Genomic DNA, 22897 nt, shown 5'->3' on the forward strand with positions numbered 1-22897 from the left:
CGGCGATGCCGAAGCCTTCGCCGCCAGGGTGGCGGACGGGCACGTGGCGGACGGGAACGTGGCGGACGGGAACGTGGCATGCGGGCATGTGGCATGCGGGCATGTGGCAGGCGGGCACGTTGCAGGCGGGCTGGCAGGGGCGGTGATCGTCGCCGGCGGCGACGGCACCATCAACGAGGCCCTCAACGGCATGGCGGGCGCTCCCCTCGGGCTGGGGCTGATCCCCATCGGCACCGCCAACGTCCTGGCGCACGAGCTCGGCATCGGCGCATCGATGGCACGCGCCGCCCGCGCGCTGATCGCGGCGCAGTCGCGCACCATCCGCCTGGGCCGCGTCGACGGGCACTATTTCGCGATGATGGCCGGCGTCGGCTTCGACGCGGCGGTGGTGGCGGGCATCGATCCGGCCGTGAAGCGCCGGTTCGGCAAGGGTGCCTACGTGCTGTCCGGGCTGCGCGTCTTCCTCGGATGGCGGCCGCACCGCTACCGGGTGACGATCGACGGGGCGGAGTACGAGGCGGCGTCGGCCGTGTGCTGCAACGGCCGCTTCTACGGCGGCCGGTTCGTCCTGGCGGAGGCCGCCCGGCTCGACGACGACCGGCTGCACGTCGTCCTCTTCGGGCGCTCCGGCCGCTGGGCGATCCTGCGCTATCTCGTCGCCATGGTCCTCGGCCTCATCCCGCGGCTCGGCGACGTGCGCGTCGTCGAGGGACGGGAGATCCGGATCGAGGCGGCCGACGGCGCCGCCGAACCGGTCCAGGCCGACGGCGACATCGTGGCCCGGCTGCCGGTCCGGGTTACCATGGCGGCGGAGGAGACGCGCGTGTTCGTGCCGTGACGGCGGCTCCTCCGTCGAGACGGAGGAGCATCCGCCCCGTGCATTTCCTGTCGGCGATCCGGCGCCGCGACGACATCGACCGCCCGGCAGCCTTTCCCTGGACGCTGCCGCTGGCGGCCGGGCTGGACGGCATCGAGTTCGACGCCGCGGTCACCTTCCTGGTCGGCGAGAACGGGTCGGGCAAGTCGACCCTGCTGGAGACGCTCGCCGTCGGGATGCAGGCGGTCGCCGCGGGCAGCCGCCGGCTCGACGGCGATCCGTCCCTGGCGCCGGCCCGCGAGTTCGCGCGGGGCTTCCGCTTCGTCCGGCGCCGGCATGCCCGCACGCGCCTCTTCCTGCGCGCCGAGGACGTGCTGGGCTTCAGCCGACGCATCTCGGCCGAGGCCGAGGCCCTGTCCGGGATCGCCGATGAGCTCGCGGAGGCACTGCCCGAGGGCGTCGGCCGGACTCGTGCCGTGGGCCTCGCGCGGGCCCAGCGCGCGGCGCTGACCGGGCGCTACGGCGAAGACCCGGAGGCCCGCTCGCACGGCGAGACCTTCCTGGCGCTGCTGCAGGCGCGGCTCGTGCCGTCCGGGCTCTACTTCCTCGACGAGCCGGAGACGCCGCTGTCGCCGACGCGGGTTCTGGCACTGATGGCGATCCTGTCCGACCGGGTGGCGCAGGGCTGCCAGTTCGTCATCGCCACCCACTCGCCGATCCTGATGGCGCTGCCGGACGCCGCCATCCTCGTCATCGCGGAGGGGCGCCTCGTTCCCACCGCCTACGACGCGGTCGAGCATGTCCGCCTGACGCGCGCCTTCCTGGCCGATCCGGCCCGCTTCCTGCGCGCGCTCTGACCGTCACGGGGTGATCTTGATCGCGATACCGCAGGTCCTGCCGCTCCAGCTCGACGCGGAGTCGCACTGGACCGCCCCCGTGTTCTGCAGCGACGTCCGGGAGCAGGAATTGTCGTAGACCGCATACCGGGCCGCGCAACTGCGCTGGTCGTTCCGCGTCAGGACGACGTCGTAGTAGGCCCCGGTCACGAAGACGTTGAGGTCCAGATAAGCGTCGGGCGCGGTGACGTGGGCCTGGGCCGGGACGTCCGTCAGCAGACGGTCGTCATCGTCGTCCTCGTTCGCGTCGTCGACCTTGCCCTTGGCGGCGACGGAGGTCTCGTTCTGGAACGTGACCCTGATGGTGATGCGTTCGGCCAGGGCCGGCGAGACGCCCCAGGCCAGTGCCAACGCCGCGACCAGCATTCGTCGGAGCATGGGGGTTCCTCCGCCCCGGGGTGGTTGCTTCCAGCCCGCCGAGGCACGCGAATTACGCGCATCGCCCGGCGGCGAGATCAAGCCCGATCAGCGGCCCGCCACCGTCATCTCCGGCACCAGGACGGTCGGGGCATTGGTGCCGTAGCGGAACTCGAGATCGTTCGCCGGGACCATGGTACGGAACATGTCCTTGAGGTTGCCGGCGATCGTGACCTCGCTGACCGGATGGGCGATGCGGCCGTCCTCGATCCAGAATCCGGAGGCGCCGCGGCTGTAGTCGCCGGTCACGCCGTTGACGCCGAAACCCATCAGTCCCGTGACGTAGAGGCCGCGCCCCGCCTGGCGCAGCAGCGCGTCGGGCGCGAGGCTGCCGGCCGCGAGATAGAGGTTGGTCGTGGTCGGCGAGGGCGGCCCGCCGGTGCCGCGGGCGGCGTTGCCCGTCGAGGCGAGGCCGAGCTGACGAGCCGAGCGCAGGTCGAGCACCCAGCCGCGGAGCACCCCGTCCTCGACCAGCGACCGGCGGCGGGCCGGCAGCCCCTCGCCGTCGAAGGGGCGCGAGCGCAGGCCGCGCGGCCGCAGCGGATCGTCGATCACGGCGACGCCGGGGGCGAAGACCGGCTGGTCCATGCGGTCCTTGAGGAAGCTGGTGCCGCGGGCGATCGCCTGGCCGTTGACCGCGCCGGCGAAGTGGCCGACCAGCCCGCCCGAGACCCGGGGATCGAAGACGACCGGCAACTTCGCGGTCGCGACCTTGCGCGGTCCGAGGCGCCGCACCGCGCGCTCACCGGCGCTGCGGCCGACATCCTCGGGCGGACGCAGGTCGCTGCCGTAGACGGCCGAGGTGAAGTCGTAGTCGCGCTCCATGCCGGTGCCCTCGCCGGCCAGCACCGAGACGCTGAGCGACCAGCCCGATCCTTCGTAGCTGCCGGCGAAGCCGTTGGAGGCCACGAGCGAGACGCGGCTGCGCGACCAGCCGGCCTCGGCCCCCTCGGAGTTGGTGACGCCGGGAACGGCGCGTGCCGCCTCCTCCGCGCGTCGCGCCCAGTCGATCAGGGTCTCGGCCGAGGGCTCGACGGGGTCCGAGAGGTCCATGTCCGGCCAGTCGCGGGCGACCGCCTCGGGCTCGGCCAGGCCGCAATAGGGGTCTTCCGGCACGACGCGGGCCATGGCGACCGCGCGCTCGACCAGTTCGTCCAGCGCCCGTCGGCCGAGGTCGGAGGACGACACCACGGCCTGCCGCCGGCCCACCAGCACCCGGAGGCCGAGATCCTGCCCCTCCGAGCGCTCCAGCTTCTCCGTTTCGCCGAGGCGCTGGGCATGGGCGATCGAGGTGCCCTCGACATGCACCGCGTCGGCGGCGTCGGCGCCGGCGCGCCGGGCGCGGGCGATCAGGTCCGACAGCAGGTCGAGCGTGGCCGGAGAATCCGTCGTCATCGGCGGTGACCTCGGGTAGGGCGGGTTAGTTGGGGCGGGCGGCGGAGATGCGCCCTCCATGTGGCCGCTGGCCGGGACGCCGTCAACCGCGGACCGGCCGGCGCCCGCGGGCATGGAAGTCGGGCGGGCCTCTCAGCGCCAGATCGGCCGGCCGCTGCCCGGCAGGCCGTACTGCGCCCACTTCCGGGTGACGGTGTCGATCACGTCCTGGTCCATGCGGATCTGGCGGCCCCACTCGCGGTGGGTCTCGGGCGGCCACTTGTCGGTGGCATCGAGACCGATCTTGGAGCCGAGCCCGCTCTCGGGCGAGGCGAAGTCGAGATAGTCGATCGGGGTGCGGTCGACGACGGTGATGTCGCGGGCCGGATCCATGCGGGTCGACAGCGCCCACATCACGTCCTTCCAGTCGCGGGCGTCGATGTCGTCGTCCACGACGATCACCCATTTCGTGTACATGAACTGCCGGAGGAACGACCAGACCCCCATCATCACGCGCTTGGCGTGGCCGGGATAGGCCTTGCGCATCGACACCACGGCGATGCGGTAGGAGCAGCCCTCGGGCGGCAGCCAGAAATCGACGATCTCCGGGAACTGCTGGCGCAGCAGCGGGATGAAGACCTCGTTGAGCGCCTGGCCCAAGACCGACGGCTCGTCGGGCGGGCGGCCGGTGAAGGTCGAGAGGTAGATCGGGTCGCGCCGCATGGTGACGGCGCTGATGGTGAAGACCGGGAAGGGCTCGACCGAATTGTAGTAGCCGGTATGGTCGCCGTAGGGGCCCTCGTCGCCGTATTCGTCGAGCGAGACATGGCCCTCGAGCACGATCTCGGCCTCGGCCGGGACCTTGAGCGGCACGGTGCGGCAGTCGACGAGATCGACCTTGCGGCCGCGCAGCAGGCCGGCGAACTGGTACTCCGACAGGGTGTCCGGCACCGGCGTCACCGCCGCCAGGATGGTGCCCGGATCGGCCCCGATGACGGCCGCCGCCGGCAGCGGGTCGCGCTTCTCCCGGCCCCAGCGGGCATGGTGCTGGGCGCCGCCGCGATGGCGCAGCCAGCGCATCAGGGTGGTGTTCCGCCCCGTCACCTGCATCCGGTAGATGCCGAGGTTGAAGCCGTCCTCGCGCGCGCCGGACGGCCCCCGGGTGACGACCAGGGGCCAGGTGATGAGCGGCGCCGGCTCGCCCGGCCAGCAGGTCTGCACCGGCAGGCGGGCGAGGTCGATGTCCGCGCCCGTCAGCACCACCTCCTGGCACGGCGCACGGCCGACGGTGCGCGGCTTCATCGCCATCACGGTCTTGAGCAGCGGCAGCAGTTCCAGCGCCTCGCGCCAGCCGCCGGGCGGTTCCGGCTGCTTCAGGAAGGCCAGCGTCTCGCCGACCTGGCGGAGCTGGTCCGGCGTCCGGTCCATGCCCCAGGCGACCCGCTCGACGGTGCCGAACAGGTTGACCAGCACCGGCATGTCATGGCCGACGACGTTCTCGAACAGCACCGCCGGGCCGCCTTCGGCCAGGAGGCGGGTCTGGATCTCGGTCATCTCCAGGACCGGCGACACCGGCGCCCGGACGCGCACGAGCCGGCCCTCGTTCTCGAGCCGGGAGATGAAATCGCGCAGGGAGGCGTAGGGCATCGGCAAGTCCGTCAGGCGACCGGACGGCAACTTAGGCCGCGCCGCCGCGATCGGCGAGCGATACCGGCGACGCGACGGGGTCGAGCGGCGGCCCGCCGCATTGACTTGGATCGGCGGCACCCGACATTGACCCCCTGGAAATTGCGGATACCGCACATCAGGAGGAACGGAATGGCATTCTGGGTGATCGGCGGCGAGTATGCGGACACCGAGTTCCGGACGCTGGCGAAAGGGCGCAGCGAGGAGCGGATCGGGCCGTTCGCGACCTGGGAGGAGGCCCGCAGCGCCTGGTCGGCGCGCGCCTTTGCCACGGTCGACGACTGCCACAGCCGGTACCGCATCGTCGAAGAGGCCGAGCAGCGGGCCTGATCGCCGGTCAGCCGGCGGCGGCGACGCGGTAGACCACCGTCTCGCGCAGGCTGCGATCCTCCAGCTCGCGGTCGACCGGGACGGTGTAGCGGGCGATCTCGGCTATCCCGTCGCGCGGGACGTAGGCTCGGCCGGGATCGGCCAGCAGGACCTCAGCGCCGCGCCCGGCCAGGCGCCGCAGCCACGGCAGCAGCCGCTCGGCCACCGGCCGCTCGTAGCAGAGGTCGCCGACGAGGACGGTGGCCCAGCCGTCGTCGCTGCCGATCGGATCGGCGGCCCGAGGCTCGACGGCGAGGCCGTTGAGGGCGGCGTTGAGGGTGATCGCGGCGACCGCGAACGGGTCGATGTCGACCGCTTCGACCCGGGCCGCCCCGGCCAGGGCCGCCGCCAGCGCGACCAGGCCGGAGCCCGAGCCGACGTCGAGGACGTGCCGGCCGGCGACCAGGGACGGCCGGTCGAGGAGGAGGCGCGCCAGCGCCTGCCCGCCCGCCCAGGCGAAGGCCCAGTAGGGCGGCGGCACGCCGCGCCGTTCGAGCGTCGCCTCCGTCGCCTGCCACAACGGCGTCACCTCGGTCGCGAGATGGAGCCGCAGTTCCGGCACGAAGGGCAGAGCCGCCGCCACGGTCTCGCGCCGGACGAAGGCGATCGGATCCATGGCCCCATCCTGCAGGCTGCCGCCGGCCGACGCCAGCGGGAGCCCAGGATGTGGATGAATTTCCTGCGACAAGCCCAAGATCGCGTGGCCGAATCGCGCGCTGCGGCGTTAGTGTTGCAGTGCGAAATGGCGATGTGCCGAATCAGGACCATCCCTCCCTGCCGCCCCTCCCCCGGCGGCGGCGCCCGGATATCGGCCCGAAGGGCCGGGTTCCGGGCGGTGCCGCAGTCGGCAGCGCACCCCCGCGACGATCACGCACACGCCGCCCCTCGCCCCCAGGCGACCGGGCGGCGTTTCGCGTTTCGGGGTCGAGCATCCCTTCCGAGCCTGCTTTTCCCGTTCGACCGAGAGGAGACCGGCATGGCCAAGCGCGCGCGCGGCGACGTGAGCACGAAGACGATCGATCCCAAGGTCCGCGGCCTCTTCGGGGAGCTGGTCGCGCGCTGGGATCCGCTGGGCGACGTGCCCGGCGACGAGGCGCCGGACGATCGGCGGGAGCAGAGCTATGTCCGCAAGGTCCGGCCCCAGGGGCCGGGGCAGAAGCGGCTCGCCGACGCGATCGAACGCCACAGCCTGACCGTCGCCATGGGTCCGGCCGGCACCGGCAAGACCTATCTCGCGGTGGCCGCCGCGGTCGAAGCCCTCCAGGACGGCAGCGTCGCCCGCATCGTGCTGTCGCGGCCGGCCGTGGAGGCGGGGGAGAACCTGGGCTACCTGCCGGGCGACCTGCACGAGAAGCTCGCCCCCTATCTGCGGCCGCTCTACGACGCCCTCAACGACCGCATGGGCGCCAAGCGCGTCCGCCAGCTGATCGCCGACGGCACCATCGAGATCGCACCCATCGCCTACATGCGCGGACGCACGCTCAACAACTGCTTCGTCGTCATCGACGAGGCGCAGAACTGCACCTACGGCCAGATCAAGATGCTGCTGACCCGCCTCGGCTGGCACTCGACGATGGTGCTGACCGGCGATCCGGACCAGAGCGACCTGCTGGACGGCATCTCCGGCATGGCGGAGGTCGCCCGCCGCCTGTCGACGGTGCCGGGCATCGCCGTGGTGCGGCTCGACGAGCACGACATCGTCCGCCACCCGCTGGTGGCGGAGATGCTGACCGTCCTCTGAGCCCGGAAAGGCGAACGGCCGCCCCTCGCCGGGGCGGCCGTTCCGTCCGGACCGGACGGCTGCCGGCTCAGAGCTGCTTCAGCACCGCTTCGGCGCTCGACACCTCGAACTTGCCCGGCTCCTCGACGTTGAGGGCGGTCACGGTGCCGTTGTCGACGACCATGGCATAGCGCTTCGAGCGCTTGCCCATGCCGTTCGGCGTCAGGTCGAGGGTGAGGCCCAGCGCCTCGGTGAAGTCGCCGCTGCCGTCGGCCAGCATCAGCACCTTGTCGCCGACGTTCTGGTCCTTGCCCCAGGCGCCCATGACGAAGGCGTCGTTGACCGAGAGGCAGGCGATGGTGTCGACGCCCTTGCCCTTGATCGAGCCGGCATGCTGCACGAAGCCCGGCAGGTGCTTGGCCGAGCAGGTCGGGGTGAAGGCGCCCGGCAGGGCGAAGACGACGACCTTCTTGCCGCCGAACAGTTCGTCGGTGGTGATGTCCTTCGGCCCCTCGGCGGTCATGGTCTTCAGCTTGCCAGACGGGATCTTCTGGCCGACGGCGATGGTCATGGCGATGCCTCCTGCAGGGTCTCGATCACGATGCATGGAACGCCGTCGGCCGAAGCGCCGCGGCACCCGCCTGACATAGGGGGTCGACCGGCCGCTGTCACCCCCTGGCGGCGCGGTCGGGGCCGCGCGCGTGGGGCGGCGGTCAGCGCGCCGCGGCCCGGGTCCCGCCGGCGCGGGCCAGCGCGTCCAGGACCGCGCCCTCGGTCAGGAGTTCGGGGAGGACGATCCCGCCGGGCGCCCCCGGCCCGTAGACGATGTTGAAGGGGATGCCGTAGCGGCCATGGTCGGCCAGGAAGCGCGCGATGTCGGCATCGGGCCGGGTCCAGTCGGCGCGCATCGGCGTCAGCATCGGCCCCGCCAGCCGCTCCGCGACCTCGCCCCGCGTCATGACCAGCTTCTTGTTCACCTGGCAGGTGATGCACCAGTCGGCAGTGACGTCGACGAAGACAGTGCGGCCGTCGGCCACCAGCCCGGCAATGCGGGCGCGCTCGAACGGCCGCCACTGCGCGTCGGAGGCGACCGGCGCCGCAGACGGCGGGGGGCCCGAAAGCCGCGGCACCACCGCGACCGCGAAGAGCACGACCGTCGCCGCGGCGATGCTGGTCCGCCAGGCCCTGGGCAGACGCGCGAGCGGCCCGAGCGAGAGGACCGCCAGCGCCAGCACCAGGGCCAGCGCCAGCGCCGGCCACGCCCCCTGCTGCGCCGCCAGCACGGTCAGCAGCCAGATCGCGGTGGCGGCCATGGCGATCGCCAGCACGCGGCGCACGCGTCCCATCCACGGTCCCGGCCGCGGCAGGCGGACGGCGAGGCCGGGGAAGGCCGCAATGGTGAGATAGGGCAGGGCGAGCCCGATCCCGAGCGCGAGGAAGATCGCCAGGATCTCCAGCGGGCCGCGGGAGAGGGCGAAGCCGACGGCGGTGCCGAGGAAGGGCGCCGAACACGGCGTCGCCAGCAGGGCGGCGAGCGCGCCGGTGAGGAAATGCCCGACGATGCCCCGGTGCGGGAGGCCGGCCGCCGCCTGGGCGAAGCCCGGCAGCGGGATCTCGAACCAGCCCCAGAGGTTGGCGGCGAAGAGCGCCAGAACCGCCGCCATCGCCGTCAGGAACCACGGCTCCTGGAACTGGATTCCCCAGCCCACGGCGAGCCCGGCGGACTTCAGCGCGATCGCCCCGCCCGCCAGCAGCAGGAACGAGAAGAGGATGCCGGCCGAGGCGGCGACGAAACCCCAGCGCACCTCCCGCCGCTCCCGCCCGCCCGCCTCGACGACGCCGAGGAGCTTCAGCGACAGCACCGGCAGGACGCATGGCATGAGGTTGAGGACGAGGCCGCCGAGCAACGCCGTCGCCAGCATCGCCAGCCACAGGCCGGCCGGGACCCCGGAGGACGGCAGGCCGTCCGCCGCCGCGACCGCGAGCACGGCCTCCACGGCGCGGTCGCCGTCGACGAGCGTCAGGGTGACGGCGCTGCCGGCCAGCCGGTCGATGGTGGCGGGGTCGCCGGCGACCGGCGCTTCGAGGCGGACGCCGTCGCCCGCCGCGACGACCCGGGGCGCGCCGACATCGACCGGGATGGCGGTCTCGACGAAGAGGTCGGGCGCGGCCAGCGGCGCCGCCGCCCGGACCGTCGCGACCAGGGTCCGCCGTTCGCCCGAGCGCACCAGCGCCACCTGCTCGATGCCGAGCCCGGCCGCGGCACCGTCGCCCGGCACGCGCTCCAGGAACCGGCCGACCAGGGCGGCTTCCGGCGACGGCTGCGCCGGGCCGGCCGGAACGTCGAGCCGCAGCGTCGCCTGATAGGGGATGCAGATCTCGCGGCAGGTGAGGTAGTCGACGGCGGCCGTCAGCCGCACCGGCGCGTCGGGTCGCGGCACGGCCAGCCGGATCGGCAGGACGACCTCGTCGGCATAGCCGAAGCTCTCGATGCCGAGCGCATCGAAGCGCTTGGGCGCGGGCCACAGGACCTCCGCGCCGCCGGCATTGTCCGACCCCTGCCAGTCGATGCTGGGCGGCAGGCCGCCCGAACCGGGCGAGCGCCAGTAGACCTTCCAGCCGGGTTCCATCCGGAACTGCAGGCCCAGCGACAGGCTCCCGCTGCCACCCGTGGCCGTCACCGCCGAGACCAGCCGGACGGCCGTCTGGTCGGTCCGCTGCCAGTCCGAGGCGGTCTCGGCGGCGGCCGGAAGCACGGCGGCGATCGCCGCCGCGGCGACGGCAGCGGCGGCGAGCAGGGTGCGCTGGACGGCTCCGATCATCGGGCTCCTATATGGGCGGGGGGCGCGGCGGAGCGAGTCACAATGCCGTGGCCGGCACCCGGCGGCGGTGCGGCACGGCGGCGCACGGGCGGCAGCCCGGCGCCTTGCCGCTCCGCATCCGGTGCCATATCTCTAAGCATCGTCACCATTGCTTCTCCCGGAGGCAGGGGACCCCGCGAATGGACACCCGCGACACGCAATCCGGCTACCTGACCGGCAGCCTGCTGGTGGCGATGCCGGCGATCGGCGACCCGCGTTTCGAGAAGTCGGTCATCTACCTGTGCGCCCACAGCGAGGGCGGCGCGATGGGCATCGTCGTCAACAAGGTGCTGGGCGCGCTGACCGTGTCGGAGCTGATGAGCCAGCTCTCGCTCGAGGGTTCGGCGGCGACGGAACGGATGCCGGTCCATTTCGGCGGCCCGGTCGAGACCGGCCGCGGCTTCGTCCTGCATTCGAGCGACCATGTCTACGAAGGGACGTTGCAGATCGACGAGCGGATGGCGCTCACCGCGACCATGGACGTGCTGAAGGCGATCGCCGCCGGGGAAGGCCCGAAGCGCGCGCTGATGGCGCTCGGCTATGCCGGCTGGGGCCCCGGCCAGCTCGACCAGGAGATCCAGGCGAACGGCTGGCTGCAGGTCCCGGCCGACGAGGATCTCGTCTTCGGCACCTCGCTGGACGAGATCTGGGACCGCGCCCTGAAGCGCCTCGGCATCGACCTCACCACGCTCTCGAGCGAGGCCGGACACGCCTGACGGTCAGCCGGCGAGGCGCCATTCCTCGGCGAGCTGGCCGAACAGGACGTGGTCCTGCCAGACGCCGTTGATGCAGAGATACTTGCGGGCGTAGCCCTCCTCGCGGAAGCCGCACTTGGCGAGCAGGCGGCGGCTGGCCATGTTCGAGGGCAGGCAGGCCGCTTCCAGCCGGTGCAGGTGCAGCCGCTCGTAGGAGAAGGCGAGCACCGCCCGCAGCCCCTCGGTCATGTAGCCCTGCCCGGCGTGGGCGACCCCCATCCAGTAGCCGAGGCTGGCGCTCTGGACGACGCCGCGGCGGACGTTGGCGAGGCCGATGCCGCCCAGCAGCGCGTCGTCGCCGCGGCCGAACACGAAGAAATTGTAGCCGGCGTCCTTGCGCCAGTCGACGCCGTAGGCCGCGAGGCGGCGGCGGTAGGCGGTGCGGGTCAGCGCATCCTCGGGCCAGGTCGGTTCCCACGGCGCGAGGAAGGCGCGCGACTGCGTCCGCACGTCGGCCCAGCCCTCGAAATCGGACTGGCGCGGCGGCCGGAGATAGACGCGGTCCCCGCCGAGAATGGTGGTGTGCGCCTCGCCGAGGAAGGGTCCGAGCCACCGTTCGAGACGTCCCGGCGCCGGACGGGACGGGCGGCGCGCGACGACGCCCGAGCCGCCGCCGGTCGATCCGCCGCCCGCCTTGGCCGTCATCGTCCGCTGGGCGCGGCTCAGGCGGCGAGACGGCGGGCGATCCGCTCGAACGGCTCGACGCCGCCGATCGGTCCGATCGCCGCGACGGTCGGGCGGCCCGAGTGCAGCCGTCGCGCCACCCGCGCGATCGCCGCGGCGTCGACCGCCTCCAGCCGCGCCAGGGTTTCCTCGGTCGGGATCGGCGCGCCATGGACCAGAAGCTGGTGCGCGAGGCTCTCCGCCCGGTTGGAGGTGCTCTCCCGCGACATCAGCAGGCTGGCCCGAAGCTGCGCCTTGGCGCGCGCGAGCTCGCCCGGCTCCAGGCTGCCGCCGATCGCCAGCACCTCGTCGCACAGGACGGGCACCAGTTCCTTGACCTCGCGCTCGCCGGTGCCGGCATAGACGCCGACGATGCCGCCGTCGTGGAAGGACGAGCTGAAGGCATAGATCGAATAGACCAGCCCGCGCTTCTCGCGGATCTCCTGGAACAGGCGGGACGACATGCCGCCGCCGAGCAGCGTCGCCAGCACCTGATAGGCGTGATGGTCGGGGTCGGTGTAGGAGACGCCCGGAAAGCCGACCACGAGGTGGATCTGCTCGAGGTCGCGGTCCTCGCGGAAATCGCCGCCGGCGTAGCCGCCCGGCTCGACCGCGGGCGGCGGCTCGCCGGGAATGCCGGTGAAGGCCGCGGCCGCCATCTCGACGATGCGGTCATGGTCGACGGCACCGGCCGCCGCGACCACCATGGCCGGGGCGTGGTAGTGGCTGCGCATGTAGTCGACGAGCGCCCAGCGCGGCAGCGCCGAGACCGTCTCGACCGTCCCCAGCACCGGCCGGCCCATCGCCTGGCCGGGATAGGCGGTCGCCTGGAAATGGTCGAAGACGATGTCGTCGGGCGTGTCCTCGGCCTGGCCGATCTCCTGCAGGATGACCTGCCGCTCGCGGTCGAACTCGGCCTGATCGAAGGTCGAGTGCTGCAGGATGTCGCTCAGGATGTCGAGCGCCAGCGGCGCGTCGTCCTTCAGCACCTTGGCATAGTAGGCGGTCTGCTCGCGGGCGGTGTAGGCGTTGAGATGGCCGCCGACCGCCTCGATCTCCTCGGCGATCGCCCGGGCCGAGCGCCGCTCGGTGCCCTTGAAGGCCATGTGCTCGAGGAAGTGGGCGACGCCGTTGATCGCCGCCGGCTCGTTGCGGGCGCCGGCATCGACATAGACCCCGAGCGAGACGGTCGCGACCTCCTCCATGCGGTCGGTCGCGACCCGGAGCCCGCCGGGAAGGGTGGTGACCCGGACCGTCACGCCGGGACTCCCACGGTCTGGCTGCGGTCGGCGACGAAGGCCTCGACCGCCGCCAGGTCGTTGGGCAGGACGGTCATGCGCTCGGGCCGGTCCATCAGGTCGGCGAGCCGTCCCGGCAGCGGCGGGCGGATGCCGGTCGCGCGCTCGACGGCGTCGGGGAACTTGGCGGGGTGGGCGCAGGCGAGCGCCACCATCGGCACCGCCCGGTCAGGGTGGCAGGCCTCGGCGGTGGCGACGCCGATGGCGCTGTGCGGGTCGATGATCTCTCCCGTCGCCTGCCAGACGCGGCGGATCGTGGCCAGGGTTCCGGCATCGTCGAGCCGGTGGCCGGCGAAGCCGGCCCGCGCCCGCTGCCACTGCGCGGTCGAGAGGGCGAGCCGGCCGTCGCGCCGGAAGTCCGCCATCGCGCCCGCCAGCGCCGCGCCGTCGCGGTCGTAGAGCTCGAACAGCAGGCGCTCGAAATTGCTCGACACCTGGATGTCCATGCTCGGGCTGAGGCTGGGTTCGACGGTTCCGATGGAAAGACTGCCGGTCTCGAGGAAGCGGGTCAGGATATCGTTGCGGTTGGTACCGATCGCAAGGCCGGCGATCGGCAGGCCCATGTGGCGCGCGGCATGGGCCGCCAGGACGTTGCCGAAATTGCCGGTCGGCACCGCGAAGGACACGGCGCGGCCGGGCGCGCCGAGCGCCACCGCCGCCCACACGTAGTAGGCGATCTGGGCCGCGATCCGTGCCCAGTTGATCGAGTTGACGGCCGACAGCCCGTGCCGGTCGCGGAACGGTGCGTCGTTGAACATCGCCTTCACGAGGTCCTGGCAGTCGTCGAAGGTGCCGCGGACGGCGATGGCATGGACGTTCGGCGAATCGACCGTCGTCATCTGCCGGCGCTGCACCTCCGACACCCGGCCCTCCGGGAAGAGGATGAAGACGTCGATCGCCGCGCGGTCGCGACAGGCCTCCATGGCGGCCGAGCCGGTGTCGCCGGAGGTGGCCCCGACGATGGTGACCCGCCGCCCGCGCTTGGCCAGCACATGGTCGAAGAGCCGGCCGACGACCTGGAGAGCGAGGTCCTTGAAGGCCAGCGTGGGCCCGTGGAAGAGCTCCATCAGCCACTGGTTGGCGCCGAGCTGCTTCAGCGGGACGACCGCGGCATGGGCGAAGCCGCGATAGGCGTCGGCGACGATCGCGGCCAGGTCGTCCTCGGCGATCGCCCCGTCGACGAACGGCGACAGGATGCGCGTCGTCGTCTCGGCGTAGTCGCAGCGGGCGAAGGACCGGAGGTCGTCGGCGGTGAGGGCCGGCCATTCCTCCGGCACGTAGAGCCCGCCGTCCCGGGCAAGGCCCGCGAGCAGGACATCGTCGAAGGCGAGCGCCGGCGCGGCGCCGCGGGTGCTGACGTAGCGCAAGTCGAAAAAGCTCCGCTGGTCGCGATGACCCACCCTAGCGACCGGACCCCGCCGTCGCAAGCCAGCCCCCGGGCAGCGCCGGACCGGCGCAGGAACTCCGGCGCCGGGCCGTGCAACGGGGGCATGCAACTTCGCCAAGGACCCGCCGCCATGCCGCACTTCATCGCCCGGCGTCGCCTGCTGACCGCCGGCGCCGGACTCGTCGTCGCCGGATGGGCAGGCGGCGCGCCGGTCGCCGCGACCGTGGCGACGCCGCGCCAGACGGAGGGCCCCTTCTATCCGCCGACGCTGCCGGCCGACGCGGATTTCGACCTCGTGCAGGTGACCGGCTCCGCCGCCCGCGCGCTCGGACAGGTGACCCACGTCTCCGGCCGGGTGACGACGCCCGACGGCCGCCCGGTTGCCGGGGCCCGCGTCGAGATCTGGCAGTGCGACGCCAACGGCGTCTACCTCCACCCCCGGTCCGAACGGGCCGGGCGTCGCGATCCGGGGTTCCAGGGCTTCGGCGCCACGGTCACCGCCGGCGACGGCGGCTACCGCTTCCGCACCATCCGTCCCGTGCCCTACCCGGGACGGACGCCGCACATCCACTTCGCCGTGCTGGCGCCGGGGCGGCCGCGGCTGGTGACGCAGATGTACGTGGCGGGGGAGCCCGGCAACGATCGCGACACGATCCTGCGCGCGCTCGCGCCGGCCGAACGCGCCGCGGTCGTGGTTGCGCTCGCCCCCGCCGACGCGATCGAGGCGGGCGCGCTCGCCGGCCGCTTCGACATCGTGCTCGCCTGAGGCCCCGGTCAGGACGACGCGGAGGCGGCCTCGCCGAGGTAGCGGCGTTCGAGGTGGCCGCGGAAGCGCGCGACGTCGAGCGGGCCGCCGGTGGCGTTCCGGAGGATCTCGTCCCACGACCGCAGCGCCCCGTGGGCATGGACATGGACGGCCAGCCACCCGGTGAGCGGCCGGAAATCGCCTTCTCGCAGCCGCTCCCGGAGGTCGGGCCGGGCGGCCTCGGCGGCGGCGAAGAGCTGCGCCGCCATGACGGCGCCGAAGGTGTAGGTCGGAAAGTAGCCGAAGGCGCCGTCGTACCAGTGAATGTCCTGCAGGCAGCCGTCGCGGTCGTCCCCCGGCCGCACCCCGACCAGATCGGCCATGCCGTCGCCCCAGGCGGCCGGCAGGTCGGCCGGCGCCAGGTCGCCCGCGAGCAGCGCCTGCTCCAGCCGGAAGCGCAGGATGACGTGCAGCGGGTAGGCGATCTCGTCGGCATCGACGCGGATCAGCCCGCGCGAGACGCGGGTGACGAGCCGGTGGATGTTGCCGGTGGCCCAGGCCGCGCCCTCGCCGCCGAACGCGGTGCGGAGGCGGGGCGCCATCCAGGCGGCGAACTCCGGCGTGCGGCAGGCCTGCATCTCGACGATCAGCGACTGGCTCTCGTGAACCGCCATGCCGCGCGCCTCGCCGGCGGGCTGGTGGCGCAGGAGCGGCGGCAGGCCGCGCTCGTAGAGGGCGTGGCCGGTCTCGTGCAGCACGCCCATCAGCGCCTTCAGGCAGTCGTCCTCGTCGTAGCGGGTGGTGATGCGCACGTCGTCCGGAGTGCCGCCGCAGAACGGGTGCGCCGAGGTGTCGAGCCGGCCATGCGCGAAGTCGAAGCCGAGCGCCGCCATGAACCGGCGCGCCAGTTCCGCCTGCCGCGCCACCGGGAACGGTCCGGGCAGCGGCTGCGGCGCCGGCCGCGACGCCTGGACCTCGAGCGCGCGCCCGAGGAGATCCGGCAGGAAGGCGAGCAGACGGTCGAAGAGGTGGTTGCAGTCGGCCGCCGTCAGTCCCGGCTCGTAGCCGTCGAGGAGCGCATCGTAGGGGGACCGGCCGAGCGCCTGGGCGAGGGCCGCGGCCTCCTCGCGGACCAGGGACAGCAGGCTTTCGAAGGCCGGACGGACGGCCGCGAAATCGTCGGCCGCACGCGCCGACCGCCAGGCCGCCTCGCAGTGCGAGCGGGCGCGCGAGGCGGCGGTGACGAGGTCGGGCGGCAGCGCCGTGGCGCGCTGCCAGCGCCGGTGCATCAGCGCGATCCGCGCGCGTTGGTCGGGATCGGCCGCCGCGGCCGCGGCGGCCGCCAGTTCGTCGGCCGTCTCCGGCGCGGTCAGCGTCGCGTGGGAGAGCTCGCGCAGGGTCGCGAGCTGCTCGGAACGTGCGGCCGCCCCGCCGGCGGGCATCACGGCGGCGGCATCCCAATGCAGCATGCCGACCGCCTCGTCGAGGATGGCGATCCGGCGGAAGCGGGTGGTGAGGCGGTCGAGCGCGGTCATGCCCCCCGCTTGCGCGCGATCCGGCCCGCCTGTCAACGGCGGGGTGGATCGCCGGCCGCGGCGCCGCTCAGGCGCCGGGCGACTTCGGGCGGTGGAACACGACGTAGATGACGGCCAGCGCGATCGCCAGCAGGAACCAGGTCGCCGCGTACTGGAGGTGGTCGTTCGGCAGGCTGACCCGGGTCTGCCCGCCGAGCGGGTAGATTCCGGGATTGGGCGCCGGACCGGCCTCGACATAGACCGGAGCGATCTCCCGGAGACCCAGCGCGGCGCCCATCGCCGGCAGGTCCATGGTGAACCAGAGGTTCCGGTCGGGCTGGTTCGCCGGGATCATGCCGGACAGCCAGCCGGTACGCACCTGGTTCACCCGGGCGATGCCGTCGACCGAGACCTCGCCCGGAACCTGTCCGGCGGCCCGGGTGGCCGGCTCCTTGCGGTCCTTCGGAACCCAGCCGCGATTGACCAGCACCGGCGGCCCGTCGCGCCGCTCGAGCGGGGTCACGATCTGGTAGCCGTCGTTGCCGCGCCGCGACACCGCCGCGACATAGAGCTCGCGGTCGTGCCGGAACGTGCCCGTGACCCGGACATGGCGGAACGACAGCGCCTGCGCGTCCGGGATGGTGGCCGGCAGGGCGATCGGCGGCGCCTGCATGCCCGCCTCGCGCTCGGCGATCAGGCCGGCCTTCCATTCGTGCCGATGCAGCTGCCAGGCCGACAGGCCGAGCAGGATGACGAGGCAGGGGATGACGATCAGCGTCGGCCCGCGCTGTGGCCGGAAGCGGAACGGCCAGCGGTCAGGCATCGGGCGGACGGGAGTCGCGTGGCGGGACATCTGGCGAATGGGCTTCCGGATCGCTCATGCGATGACGGTAGTTGAGGGCGACGGAGACCCCTTTCAACGGCCGCAGCATGGCGAGCCCGCCGCCGATCGTCAGGGGCGTCCACAGCAGCGCATGCACCCACAGCGCCGGCTGCCAGCGCAGCTCGACCCAGAGCGCCAGCCCGACCACCAGCGCACCCAGGATCAGGATCACGAAGACCGCGGGCCCGTCGCCGGAATCGTGCCGCGAGAGGTCGAGCCCGCAGGCCGGGCAACGCTCTCGGACGGTGAGGAAGCCCTTGAAGAGTGGGCCTCGCCCGCAACGCGGGCAGCGTGCGGCGAGGCCGGTGGCGATCGGTGAGGGCGACGTGGTCAGGCGCCCCACCAGTAGATGCAGACGAAGAGGAACAGCCAGACGACGTCGACGAAGTGCCAGTACCAGGCCGCCGCCTCGAAGCCGAAATGGTGGTTCGGCTTGAAGTGCCCGAGCCAGACGCGGAACCAGCAGACGGCGAGGAAGATGGTGCCGACCATGACATGGAAGCCGTGGAACCCGGTCGCCATGTAGAAGGTCGACGAGTAGATGTTCTGCCGGAAGCCGAAGGCGGCGTGGCTGTACTCGTAGGCCTGCAGCGCGGTGAAGGATAGGCCGAGCAGGACGGTGATCCCGAGCGCCTGCAGCACCTTCGCCCGGTTGCCCTCGATCAGCTCGTGATGGGCCCAGGTCACCGTGCAGCCGGAGAGCAGCAGGATCAGCGTGTTCAGGAACGGCAGCTCGAAGGCGTCGAAGGTCTGGATGTCCTTGGGCGGCCAGACCCCGCCGATCGCCTCGCGCGGATAGAGGCTGGCGTCGAAGAAGGCCCAGAAGAAGGCGACGAAGAACATCACCTCGGAGGCGATGAAGAGCGCCATGCCGTAGCGGAGCCCGATCTGCACGACCGGGGTGTGGTGACCCTGGTACTCGCCTTCGCGGACCACGTCGCGCCACCACAGGGCCATCACCAGCAGCACCGGCGCCAGGCCGACAATGATCTTCCAGACGCCGAGACCGCGGACCGTCGCGGCGCTGCCCTCGCCCAGCATGTCGGGATGCATGAAGAGCAGCGCCATGAAGGCCAGCCACAATGCCGCCATCGACCCGAGGAAGGGCCACGGGCTGGGGTCGACCAGATGGTAGGGGTGGGTCTTGGCGTGGGCGTTGTTGGCCATGGCTCTTCCCGCTCGCGGATGTCGTTGTCTGGCGCTCAGTTGGCGGCCGTCGCGCCGGGCGGCAGCGCCAGCGCGGCGGCCCGCCTGCCCGGGTCGTCGGCCGCCCGGAAGAAGGTATAGGAGAGAGTGATGGCGCGGACGTCCCGGGTCGCCGGATTGTCGGCGATCGCCGGGTCGACGAAGAACGCGACCGGCATGTCGACCGACTGGCCCGGCTCCAGCCGCTGCTCGGTGAAGCAGAAGCACTCGGTCTTGGCGAAGTAGGGCGCGGCCTTCTCCGGCGTCACGTTGAAGGTGGCGGTGCCGACCATCGGCTGCGAGGAGAGGTTCGTCGCCCGGAACGCCATCAGCCCGTTCTCGCCGACCTGCAGCGTCATGGTCGGCGTCTCCGGGGCGAAGCGCCAGGGAAGCTGGCTCTGCACCGTGCCCGAGAAGCGCACCGTGACGGTCGTGGTCCCCGTCACCTGGCTCGGCGCCTCGGCCCGCATCGGCGTCCCGGCGAAGCCGGTGGCGCGGCAGAACATCTCGTAGAGCGGCACCGCCGCGAACGAGGCGCCGATCATCGTCGCCACGATCCCGGACAGCAGCAGCGCGGTGCGGCCATGGCGCGTCATGCTTCGCCTCGCGTCATCTCAGAGCTTGCCCATCCGGACGATCGTGATCGCGTAGAACAGCAGCACCAGCCCGACCAGGACGGCCAGCATCGCGAAGTTCTTGGCGCGGCGGCGGCGCCGGTCCTCGGGCGTCATCGTCGTACCCGCCATCACAGCGCGGCGACGCCCCGGTCGACCAGGACCGCGGCGAAGACGAGGAAGAGGTAGAGGATCGAGAAGCCGAACAGCCGCATCGCCGCGCGGTCGTTCTGCTGGCGCATGACGCGCAGCGCGCCGGCGACGAAGAGGGCGCCGAGGACGATGGCCACCGTCGCGTAGATGCCGCCGAGGAAGCCCAGCAGCCAGGGCGCCAGCGTCACCGGCACCAGCACCAGCGTGTAGAGTAGGATCTGGCGCTGCGTCTCCCGGGCGCCGGCGACGTTCGGCATCATCGGCACGCCGGCGCGCTCGTAGTCGCCGGAGCGGTAGAGCGCCAGCGCCCAGAAGTGCGGCGGCGTCCAGAAGAAGATGATGGCGAAGAGCAGCACCGGGAACAGCGACACGTCGCCGGTGACCGCGGCCCAGCCGATCATCGGCGGGAAGGCGCCGGCGGCGCCGCCGATGACGATGTTCTGCGGCGTCCGCCGCTTCAGCCAGGCGGTGTAGACGAAGACGTAGAAGGCGATGGTCAGCGCGAGCAGGGCCGCAGCGGCGTAGTTGAGGGCGAGCCCCATCACCAGCACCGAGCCGATCGCGAGCGCGACCCCGAAGGCGAGCGCCTCTTCGGCCGGCACCCGCCCGGTCACGATCGGACGCGACTTGGTCCGGCGCATGACGGCGTCGATGTCGCGGTCATACCACATGTTGATGGCGCCGGACGCGCCGGCACCCACGGCGATGCAGAGCAGCGCCACCGCGGCCAGGAAGGGGTGCAGGTTGCCGGGAGCGACCAGCAGCCCGACCAGCCCGGTGAAGACCACGAGCGACATCACCCGGGGCTTCATGAGCTCGACGAAATCGCCGACCCCCGCCACCTGGGTGGCGGGGGTTGCGACCGCGGCCTCGCTGGAGACGTCCGTCACGATCGGCACCCGTCAGGCTGCATCCGGCCTCAATGGCCGCCCGCCGAGGCGGTGATGTGCGGCGGCTCCTCGAAGGTGTGGAAGGGCGGCGGCGAGGGGACCGTCCATTCCAGCGAGGTGGCGCCGGGGCCCCACGGGTTGGCGCCGATGCGCTCGCCCGAGGTCAGGGTCTTCCAGACGATGTAGAGGAAGAGCACCGCGCTGAGGCCGGAGATGTAGGAGCCGATCGACGCCACCAGGTTCCATCCGGCGAAGGCGTCCGGATAGTCGGGAATGCGCCGCGGCATGCCCTGCAGCCCGAGGAAGTGCATCGGGAAGAAGGTCAGGTTGACGCCGATGAACGTCATCCAGAAGTGGATCTTCCCCAGCGTCTCCGGATACTGCCGGCCGCTCATCTTGCCGATCCAGTAGTAGAAGCCGGCGAAGATCGCGAAGACCGCGCCCAGCGACAGCACGTAGTGGAAGTGCGCGATGACGTAGTAGGTGTTGTGCAGCGCCACGTCCATGCCGGCATTGGCGAGCACGACGCCGGTGACCCCGCCGACGGTGAAGAGGAAGATGAAGCCCACCGCCCACAGCATGGGCGTGCGGAAATCGATCGAGCCGCCCCACATGGTGGCGATCCACGAGAAGATCTTCACCCCCGTCGGCACCGCGATGACCATGGTCGCCGCCGTGAAGTAGGCGCGCGTGTCGACGTCGAGACCGACCGTGTACATGTGGTGGGCCCAGACGACGAAGCCGACGAAGCCGATCGAGACCATCGCGTAGGCCATCCCGAGATAGCCGAAGACCGGCTTGCGCGAGAAGGTCGCCACGATGTGGCTGATGATGCCGAAGGCCGGCAGGATCAGGATGTAGACCTCGGGATGGCCGAAGAACCAGAAGAGGTGCAGGAACAGCACGGGGTCGCCGCCGCCGGCCGGGTCGAAGAAGTGGGTGCCGAAGTTGCGGTCGGTCAGCAGCATGGTGATGGCGCCGGCCAGCACCGGCAGCGACAGCAGCAGCAGGAACGCCGTGATCAGCACCGACCACACGAACAGCGGCATCCGGTGCAGGGTCATGCCCGGGGCGCGCATGTTGAAGATGGTGGTGATGAAGTTGATGGCGCCCAGGATCGACGACGCGCCCGCGATGTGCAGCGACAGGATCGCCATGTCGATGGCCGGCCCGGAATGGTAGGGCACGCTCGACAGCGGCGGGTATACGGTCCAGCCGACCCCGGCGCCGCCCTGGACGTGGGAGGAGGCGAGCAGCAGCAGGAACGACGGGATCAGCAGCCAGAAGCTGATGTTGTTCATGCGCGGGAACGCCATGTCGGGGGCGCCGCACATCAGCGGGACGAACCAGTTGCCGAAGCCGCCGATCAGGGCCGGCATGACGAAGAAGAACACCATGATCAGGCCGTGGGCCGTGATCAGGACGTTGTAGAGCTGATGGTTGCCGCCGAGAACCTGGGCGCCGGGCGCCTGCAGTTCCATGCGGATCACCACCGACATCAGCATGCCGATCAGGCCCGCGACCACCGCGAAGATCAGGTAGAGGGTGCCGATGTCCTTGTGGTTGGTCGAATAGACGTACCGGCGCCAGCCCGTCGGATGGTCGTGCGCGTGATCGTCGGTGTGGGCGGAAGCAGGATGGGTCGCCATGGCGCGGTTCCTCGCGGGGAAGGCAGGGCTGGGGCGGGCTATTCGGCGGCGCGCGCGATCTGGACGGGCGCGGGGACGGGGGCCCCGCCGCCCTGGGCGAACTTCTTCTTCGCCTCGCCCAGCCACGTCTGGAACGCCTCCTTCGACACGCCCTCGACGGCGATCGGCATGAAGCCGTGATTGACGCCGCAGATCTGGTTGCACTGGCCGTAGTAGACGCCCTCGCGCTCGATCCGCAGCCACGTCTCGTTGGTGCGCCCGGGGAAGGCGTAGATCTGCACACCGAGCGACGGCGCGAACCAGCTGTGCATGACGTCGTTGCCGGTCACCAGGACGCGCACCGTGGTGCCGACGGGAAGCACGAGGCGGTTGTCGACCTCGAGCAGGCGCTTCTGGCCCGGCTTCAGGTCGGCCTCCTGGACCATGTAGCTGTCGAACTTGATGCCGTCGTGGTCGGGATACTCGTAGGCCCAGTACCACTGGTGCCCGACCACCTTGATCGTCATCTCCGCGTCCGCATTGCGGTCGAGGAAATAGAGGAGGCGGAACGACGGGATGGCGATGATGACCAGGATGAGGACCGGGACGATCGTCCACACGACCTCGATCATGGTGTTGTGCGTCGTCTTCGACGGGTTCGGGTTGCGGTCCGCGCGGAAGCGCAGCACGACCCAGGCGAGCAGGGCCAGGACGAAGATCGTGATCAGCGTGATGATCGCGAGCAGCATCCCGTGGAAGCTCGACATCGCCTCCTTGACCGGCGTCGCCGCGGGCTGGAACCCGAGCCCCCACGGCACCGGCTCCCCGGCGAGAGCCGCGCCGGCGGCTGCCATGCAGAACGTCGCCGCGAGCGCGGCCAGCTTGCCCCAAACCTTCATCTCGTGCGCCTCGTTCCGCATGCCCGCGCGGTCCCATCGGCGCGGGGCGGGCCTCCGGCTGGAAGGCCGTCCGCCCGTCGTTCGCGGCGGACCGTACACCCAACCCAGACCCGTCTCAACCCTGGCGCCCCAAGCGCCCGGGC

At 71.9% G+C, this 22897-nt stretch carries 24 protein-coding genes; 6 read left to right on the forward strand and 18 right to left on the reverse strand.

Translation table 11 applies throughout. The features are described from left to right. Positions 1–838, forward strand: an 838-nt coding sequence (locus ACE3Q3_RS05915) for a diacylglycerol kinase family protein (RefSeq protein ID WP_374443392.1), incomplete at its 5' end; no start/stop codon positions are given. Positions 839–876: 38 nt separating this feature from the next. After that, positions 877–1674, forward strand: a complete 798-nt coding sequence (locus ACE3Q3_RS05920; protein ID WP_374443395.1) for an AAA family ATPase — start codon at positions 877–879, stop codon at positions 1672–1674. A 3-nt stretch (positions 1675–1677) separates the two neighbouring features. Here ACE3Q3_RS05920 and ACE3Q3_RS05925 read toward each other — a convergent pair whose 3' ends face one another. From ACE3Q3_RS05925 to ACE3Q3_RS05935, 3 genes are all read right to left on the reverse strand, one after another. Beyond that, a complete protein-coding gene (locus ACE3Q3_RS05925; protein WP_374443398.1) occupies positions 1678–2091 on the reverse strand; it encodes a hypothetical protein in 414 nt (137 codons plus the stop codon). 87 nt (positions 2092–2178) lie between these two features. Next, on the reverse strand, positions 2179–3525 hold the full coding sequence (locus tag ACE3Q3_RS05930; RefSeq protein WP_374443401.1) for a TldD/PmbA family protein: 1347 nt from the start codon (positions 3523–3525) through the stop codon (positions 2179–2181). A gap of 132 nt (positions 3526–3657) precedes the next feature. Continuing rightward, positions 3658–5151, reverse strand: a complete 1494-nt coding sequence (locus ACE3Q3_RS05935) for a UbiD family decarboxylase (RefSeq protein WP_374443404.1) — start codon at positions 5149–5151, stop codon at positions 3658–3660. A 171-nt stretch (positions 5152–5322) separates the two neighbouring features. On the opposite strand from ACE3Q3_RS05935, the gene ACE3Q3_RS05940 reads away from it, so the two are divergent. After that, entirely contained in the window at positions 5323–5520 is a 198-nt protein-coding gene (locus ACE3Q3_RS05940) for a DUF4170 domain-containing protein (protein ID WP_374443407.1), read from the forward strand. A gap of 7 nt (positions 5521–5527) precedes the next feature. On the opposite strand, the gene ACE3Q3_RS05945 is transcribed toward ACE3Q3_RS05940, so the two are convergent. Continuing rightward, a complete protein-coding gene (locus ACE3Q3_RS05945) occupies positions 5528–6175 on the reverse strand; it encodes a methyltransferase (protein WP_374443410.1) in 648 nt (215 codons plus the stop codon). Between the two features lie 360 nt (positions 6176–6535). On the opposite strand from ACE3Q3_RS05945, the gene ACE3Q3_RS05950 reads away from it, so the two are divergent. After that, positions 6536–7300, forward strand: a complete 765-nt coding sequence (locus tag ACE3Q3_RS05950) for a PhoH family protein (protein WP_374443413.1) — start codon at positions 6536–6538, stop codon at positions 7298–7300. Positions 7301–7367: 67 nt separating this feature from the next. On the opposite strand, the gene ACE3Q3_RS05955 is transcribed toward ACE3Q3_RS05950, so the two are convergent. Together ACE3Q3_RS05955 and ACE3Q3_RS05960 are read right to left on the reverse strand one after the other, a co-directional pair. Then, positions 7368–7850, reverse strand: a complete 483-nt coding sequence (locus ACE3Q3_RS05955) for a peroxiredoxin (RefSeq protein WP_374443416.1) — start codon at positions 7848–7850, stop codon at positions 7368–7370. Between the two features lie 142 nt (positions 7851–7992). Then, positions 7993–10101, reverse strand: a complete 2109-nt coding sequence (locus ACE3Q3_RS05960; RefSeq protein ID WP_374443419.1) for a protein-disulfide reductase DsbD family protein — start codon at positions 10099–10101, stop codon at positions 7993–7995. 179 nt (positions 10102–10280) lie between these two features. Here ACE3Q3_RS05960 and ACE3Q3_RS05965 point away from each other — a divergent pair, with 179 nt between their 5' ends. After that, positions 10281–10856 (forward strand): YqgE/AlgH family protein, encoded by a 576-nt coding sequence (locus tag ACE3Q3_RS05965; RefSeq protein ID WP_374443422.1) that lies wholly within the window; start codon positions 10281–10283, stop codon positions 10854–10856. Positions 10857–10859: 3 nt separating this feature from the next. Here the strand turns inward: ACE3Q3_RS05965 and ACE3Q3_RS05970 are convergent, their stop codons facing one another. The 3 genes from ACE3Q3_RS05970 to thrC are packed head-to-tail and all read right to left on the reverse strand — an operon-like array spanning position 10860 to position 14223. Next, a complete protein-coding gene (locus ACE3Q3_RS05970) occupies positions 10860–11540 on the reverse strand; it encodes a GNAT family N-acetyltransferase (protein ID WP_374443426.1) in 681 nt (226 codons plus the stop codon). Between the two features lie 17 nt (positions 11541–11557). Beyond that, positions 11558–12817, reverse strand: coding sequence for a M16 family metallopeptidase (locus ACE3Q3_RS05975; protein WP_374443429.1), 1260 nt, complete (start codon positions 12815–12817; stop codon positions 11558–11560). Continuing rightward, positions 12814–14223, reverse strand: coding sequence for a threonine synthase (gene thrC / locus ACE3Q3_RS05980; protein ID WP_374443432.1), 1410 nt, complete (start codon positions 14221–14223; stop codon positions 12814–12816). The genes ACE3Q3_RS05975 and thrC overlap by 4 nt, the downstream gene beginning before the upstream one ends. A 150-nt stretch (positions 14224–14373) precedes the next feature. Between thrC and ACE3Q3_RS05985 the strand changes: the two genes are divergently transcribed. Beyond that, positions 14374–15009 (forward strand): hypothetical protein, encoded by a 636-nt coding sequence (locus ACE3Q3_RS05985; protein WP_374443435.1) that lies wholly within the window; start codon positions 14374–14376, stop codon positions 15007–15009. Between the two features lie 8 nt (positions 15010–15017). Here the strand turns inward: ACE3Q3_RS05985 and ACE3Q3_RS05990 are convergent, their stop codons facing one another. From ACE3Q3_RS05990 to coxB, 9 genes are all read right to left on the reverse strand, one after another. Further along, a complete protein-coding gene (locus tag ACE3Q3_RS05990; protein WP_374443438.1) occupies positions 15018–16523 on the reverse strand; it encodes a carboxypeptidase M32 in 1506 nt (501 codons plus the stop codon). A gap of 67 nt (positions 16524–16590) precedes the next feature. Next, entirely contained in the window at positions 16591–17325 is a 735-nt protein-coding gene (locus ACE3Q3_RS05995; protein WP_374443441.1) for an SURF1 family protein, read from the reverse strand. Further along, positions 17318–17728, reverse strand: a complete 411-nt coding sequence (locus ACE3Q3_RS06000) for a DUF983 domain-containing protein (RefSeq protein ID WP_374443444.1) — start codon at positions 17726–17728, stop codon at positions 17318–17320. The genes ACE3Q3_RS05995 and ACE3Q3_RS06000 overlap by 8 nt, the downstream gene beginning before the upstream one ends. Then, a complete protein-coding gene (locus ACE3Q3_RS06005) occupies positions 17716–18552 on the reverse strand; it encodes a cytochrome c oxidase subunit 3 (protein WP_374443448.1) in 837 nt (278 codons plus the stop codon). The genes ACE3Q3_RS06000 and ACE3Q3_RS06005 overlap by 13 nt, the downstream gene beginning before the upstream one ends. A 35-nt stretch (positions 18553–18587) precedes the next feature. Further along, the gene (locus ACE3Q3_RS06010) at positions 18588–19166 is read right to left on the reverse strand and encodes a cytochrome c oxidase assembly protein (RefSeq protein ID WP_374443451.1); all 579 of its coding nucleotides are present in this window, start codon (positions 19164–19166) and stop codon (positions 18588–18590) included. Positions 19167–19184: 18 nt separating this feature from the next. After that, positions 19185–19316 (reverse strand): hypothetical protein, encoded by a 132-nt coding sequence (locus ACE3Q3_RS06015; protein WP_374443454.1) that lies wholly within the window; start codon positions 19314–19316, stop codon positions 19185–19187. Continuing rightward, complete coding sequence (locus ACE3Q3_RS06020) at positions 19316–20227, reverse strand: heme o synthase (protein WP_374443506.1); 912 nt, start codon at positions 20225–20227, stop codon at positions 19316–19318. Before ACE3Q3_RS06020 ends, ACE3Q3_RS06015 begins: the two co-directional genes overlap by 1 nt. A 29-nt stretch (positions 20228–20256) precedes the next feature. Then, positions 20257–21876, reverse strand: a complete 1620-nt coding sequence (gene ctaD / locus ACE3Q3_RS06025) for a cytochrome c oxidase subunit I (protein WP_374443457.1) — start codon at positions 21874–21876, stop codon at positions 20257–20259. Positions 21877–21914: 38 nt separating this feature from the next. Then, on the reverse strand, positions 21915–22754 hold the full coding sequence (coxB, locus tag ACE3Q3_RS06030; protein ID WP_374443460.1) for a cytochrome c oxidase subunit II: 840 nt from the start codon (positions 22752–22754) through the stop codon (positions 21915–21917). Positions 22755–22897: the final 143 nt, after the last annotated feature.

The sequence above is a fragment of the Allostella sp. genome (assembly GCF_041913585.1).
GTDB lineage: Bacteria > Pseudomonadota > Alphaproteobacteria > ATCC43930 > Allostellaceae > Allostella.

Bases quoted from the DNA above. Each gene is read 5' to 3' on its own strand.
- ACE3Q3_RS05925 (WP_374443398.1), bottom strand. From the start codon at position 2,091: ATGCTCCGACGAATGCTGGTCGCGGCGTTGGCACTGGCCTGGGGCGTC.
- ACE3Q3_RS05930 (WP_374443401.1), bottom strand. From the start codon at position 3,525: ATGACGACGGATTCTCCGGCCACGCTCGACCTGCTGTCGGACCTGATC.
- ACE3Q3_RS05935 (WP_374443404.1), bottom strand. From the start codon at position 5,151: ATGCCCTACGCCTCCCTGCGCGATTTCATCTCCCGGCTCGAGAACGAG.
- ACE3Q3_RS05940 (WP_374443407.1), top strand. From the start codon at position 5,323: ATGGCATTCTGGGTGATCGGCGGCGAGTATGCGGACACCGAGTTCCGG.
- ACE3Q3_RS05945 (WP_374443410.1), bottom strand. From the start codon at position 6,175: ATGGATCCGATCGCCTTCGTCCGGCGCGAGACCGTGGCGGCGGCTCTG.
- ACE3Q3_RS05950 (WP_374443413.1), top strand. From the start codon at position 6,536: ATGGCCAAGCGCGCGCGCGGCGACGTGAGCACGAAGACGATCGATCCC.
- ACE3Q3_RS05955 (WP_374443416.1), bottom strand. From the start codon at position 7,850: ATGACCATCGCCGTCGGCCAGAAGATCCCGTCTGGCAAGCTGAAGACC.
- ACE3Q3_RS05960 (WP_374443419.1), bottom strand. From the start codon at position 10,101: ATGATCGGAGCCGTCCAGCGCACCCTGCTCGCCGCCGCTGCCGTCGCC.
- ACE3Q3_RS05965 (WP_374443422.1), top strand. From the start codon at position 10,281: ATGGACACCCGCGACACGCAATCCGGCTACCTGACCGGCAGCCTGCTG.
- ACE3Q3_RS05970 (WP_374443426.1), bottom strand. From the start codon at position 11,540: ATGACGGCCAAGGCGGGCGGCGGATCGACCGGCGGCGGCTCGGGCGTC.
- ACE3Q3_RS05985 (WP_374443435.1), top strand. From the start codon at position 14,374: ATGCCGCACTTCATCGCCCGGCGTCGCCTGCTGACCGCCGGCGCCGGA.
- ACE3Q3_RS05990 (WP_374443438.1), bottom strand. From the start codon at position 16,523: ATGACCGCGCTCGACCGCCTCACCACCCGCTTCCGCCGGATCGCCATC.
- ACE3Q3_RS05995 (WP_374443441.1), bottom strand. From the start codon at position 17,325: ATGCCTGACCGCTGGCCGTTCCGCTTCCGGCCACAGCGCGGGCCGACG.
- ACE3Q3_RS06005 (WP_374443448.1), bottom strand. From the start codon at position 18,552: ATGGCCAACAACGCCCACGCCAAGACCCACCCCTACCATCTGGTCGAC.
- ACE3Q3_RS06010 (WP_374443451.1), bottom strand. From the start codon at position 19,166: ATGACGCGCCATGGCCGCACCGCGCTGCTGCTGTCCGGGATCGTGGCG.
- ACE3Q3_RS06015 (WP_374443454.1), bottom strand. From the start codon at position 19,316: ATGGCGGGTACGACGATGACGCCCGAGGACCGGCGCCGCCGCCGCGCC.
- ctaD (WP_374443457.1), bottom strand. From the start codon at position 21,876: ATGGCGACCCATCCTGCTTCCGCCCACACCGACGATCACGCGCACGAC.
- coxB (WP_374443460.1), bottom strand. From the start codon at position 22,754: ATGAAGGTTTGGGGCAAGCTGGCCGCGCTCGCGGCGACGTTCTGCATG.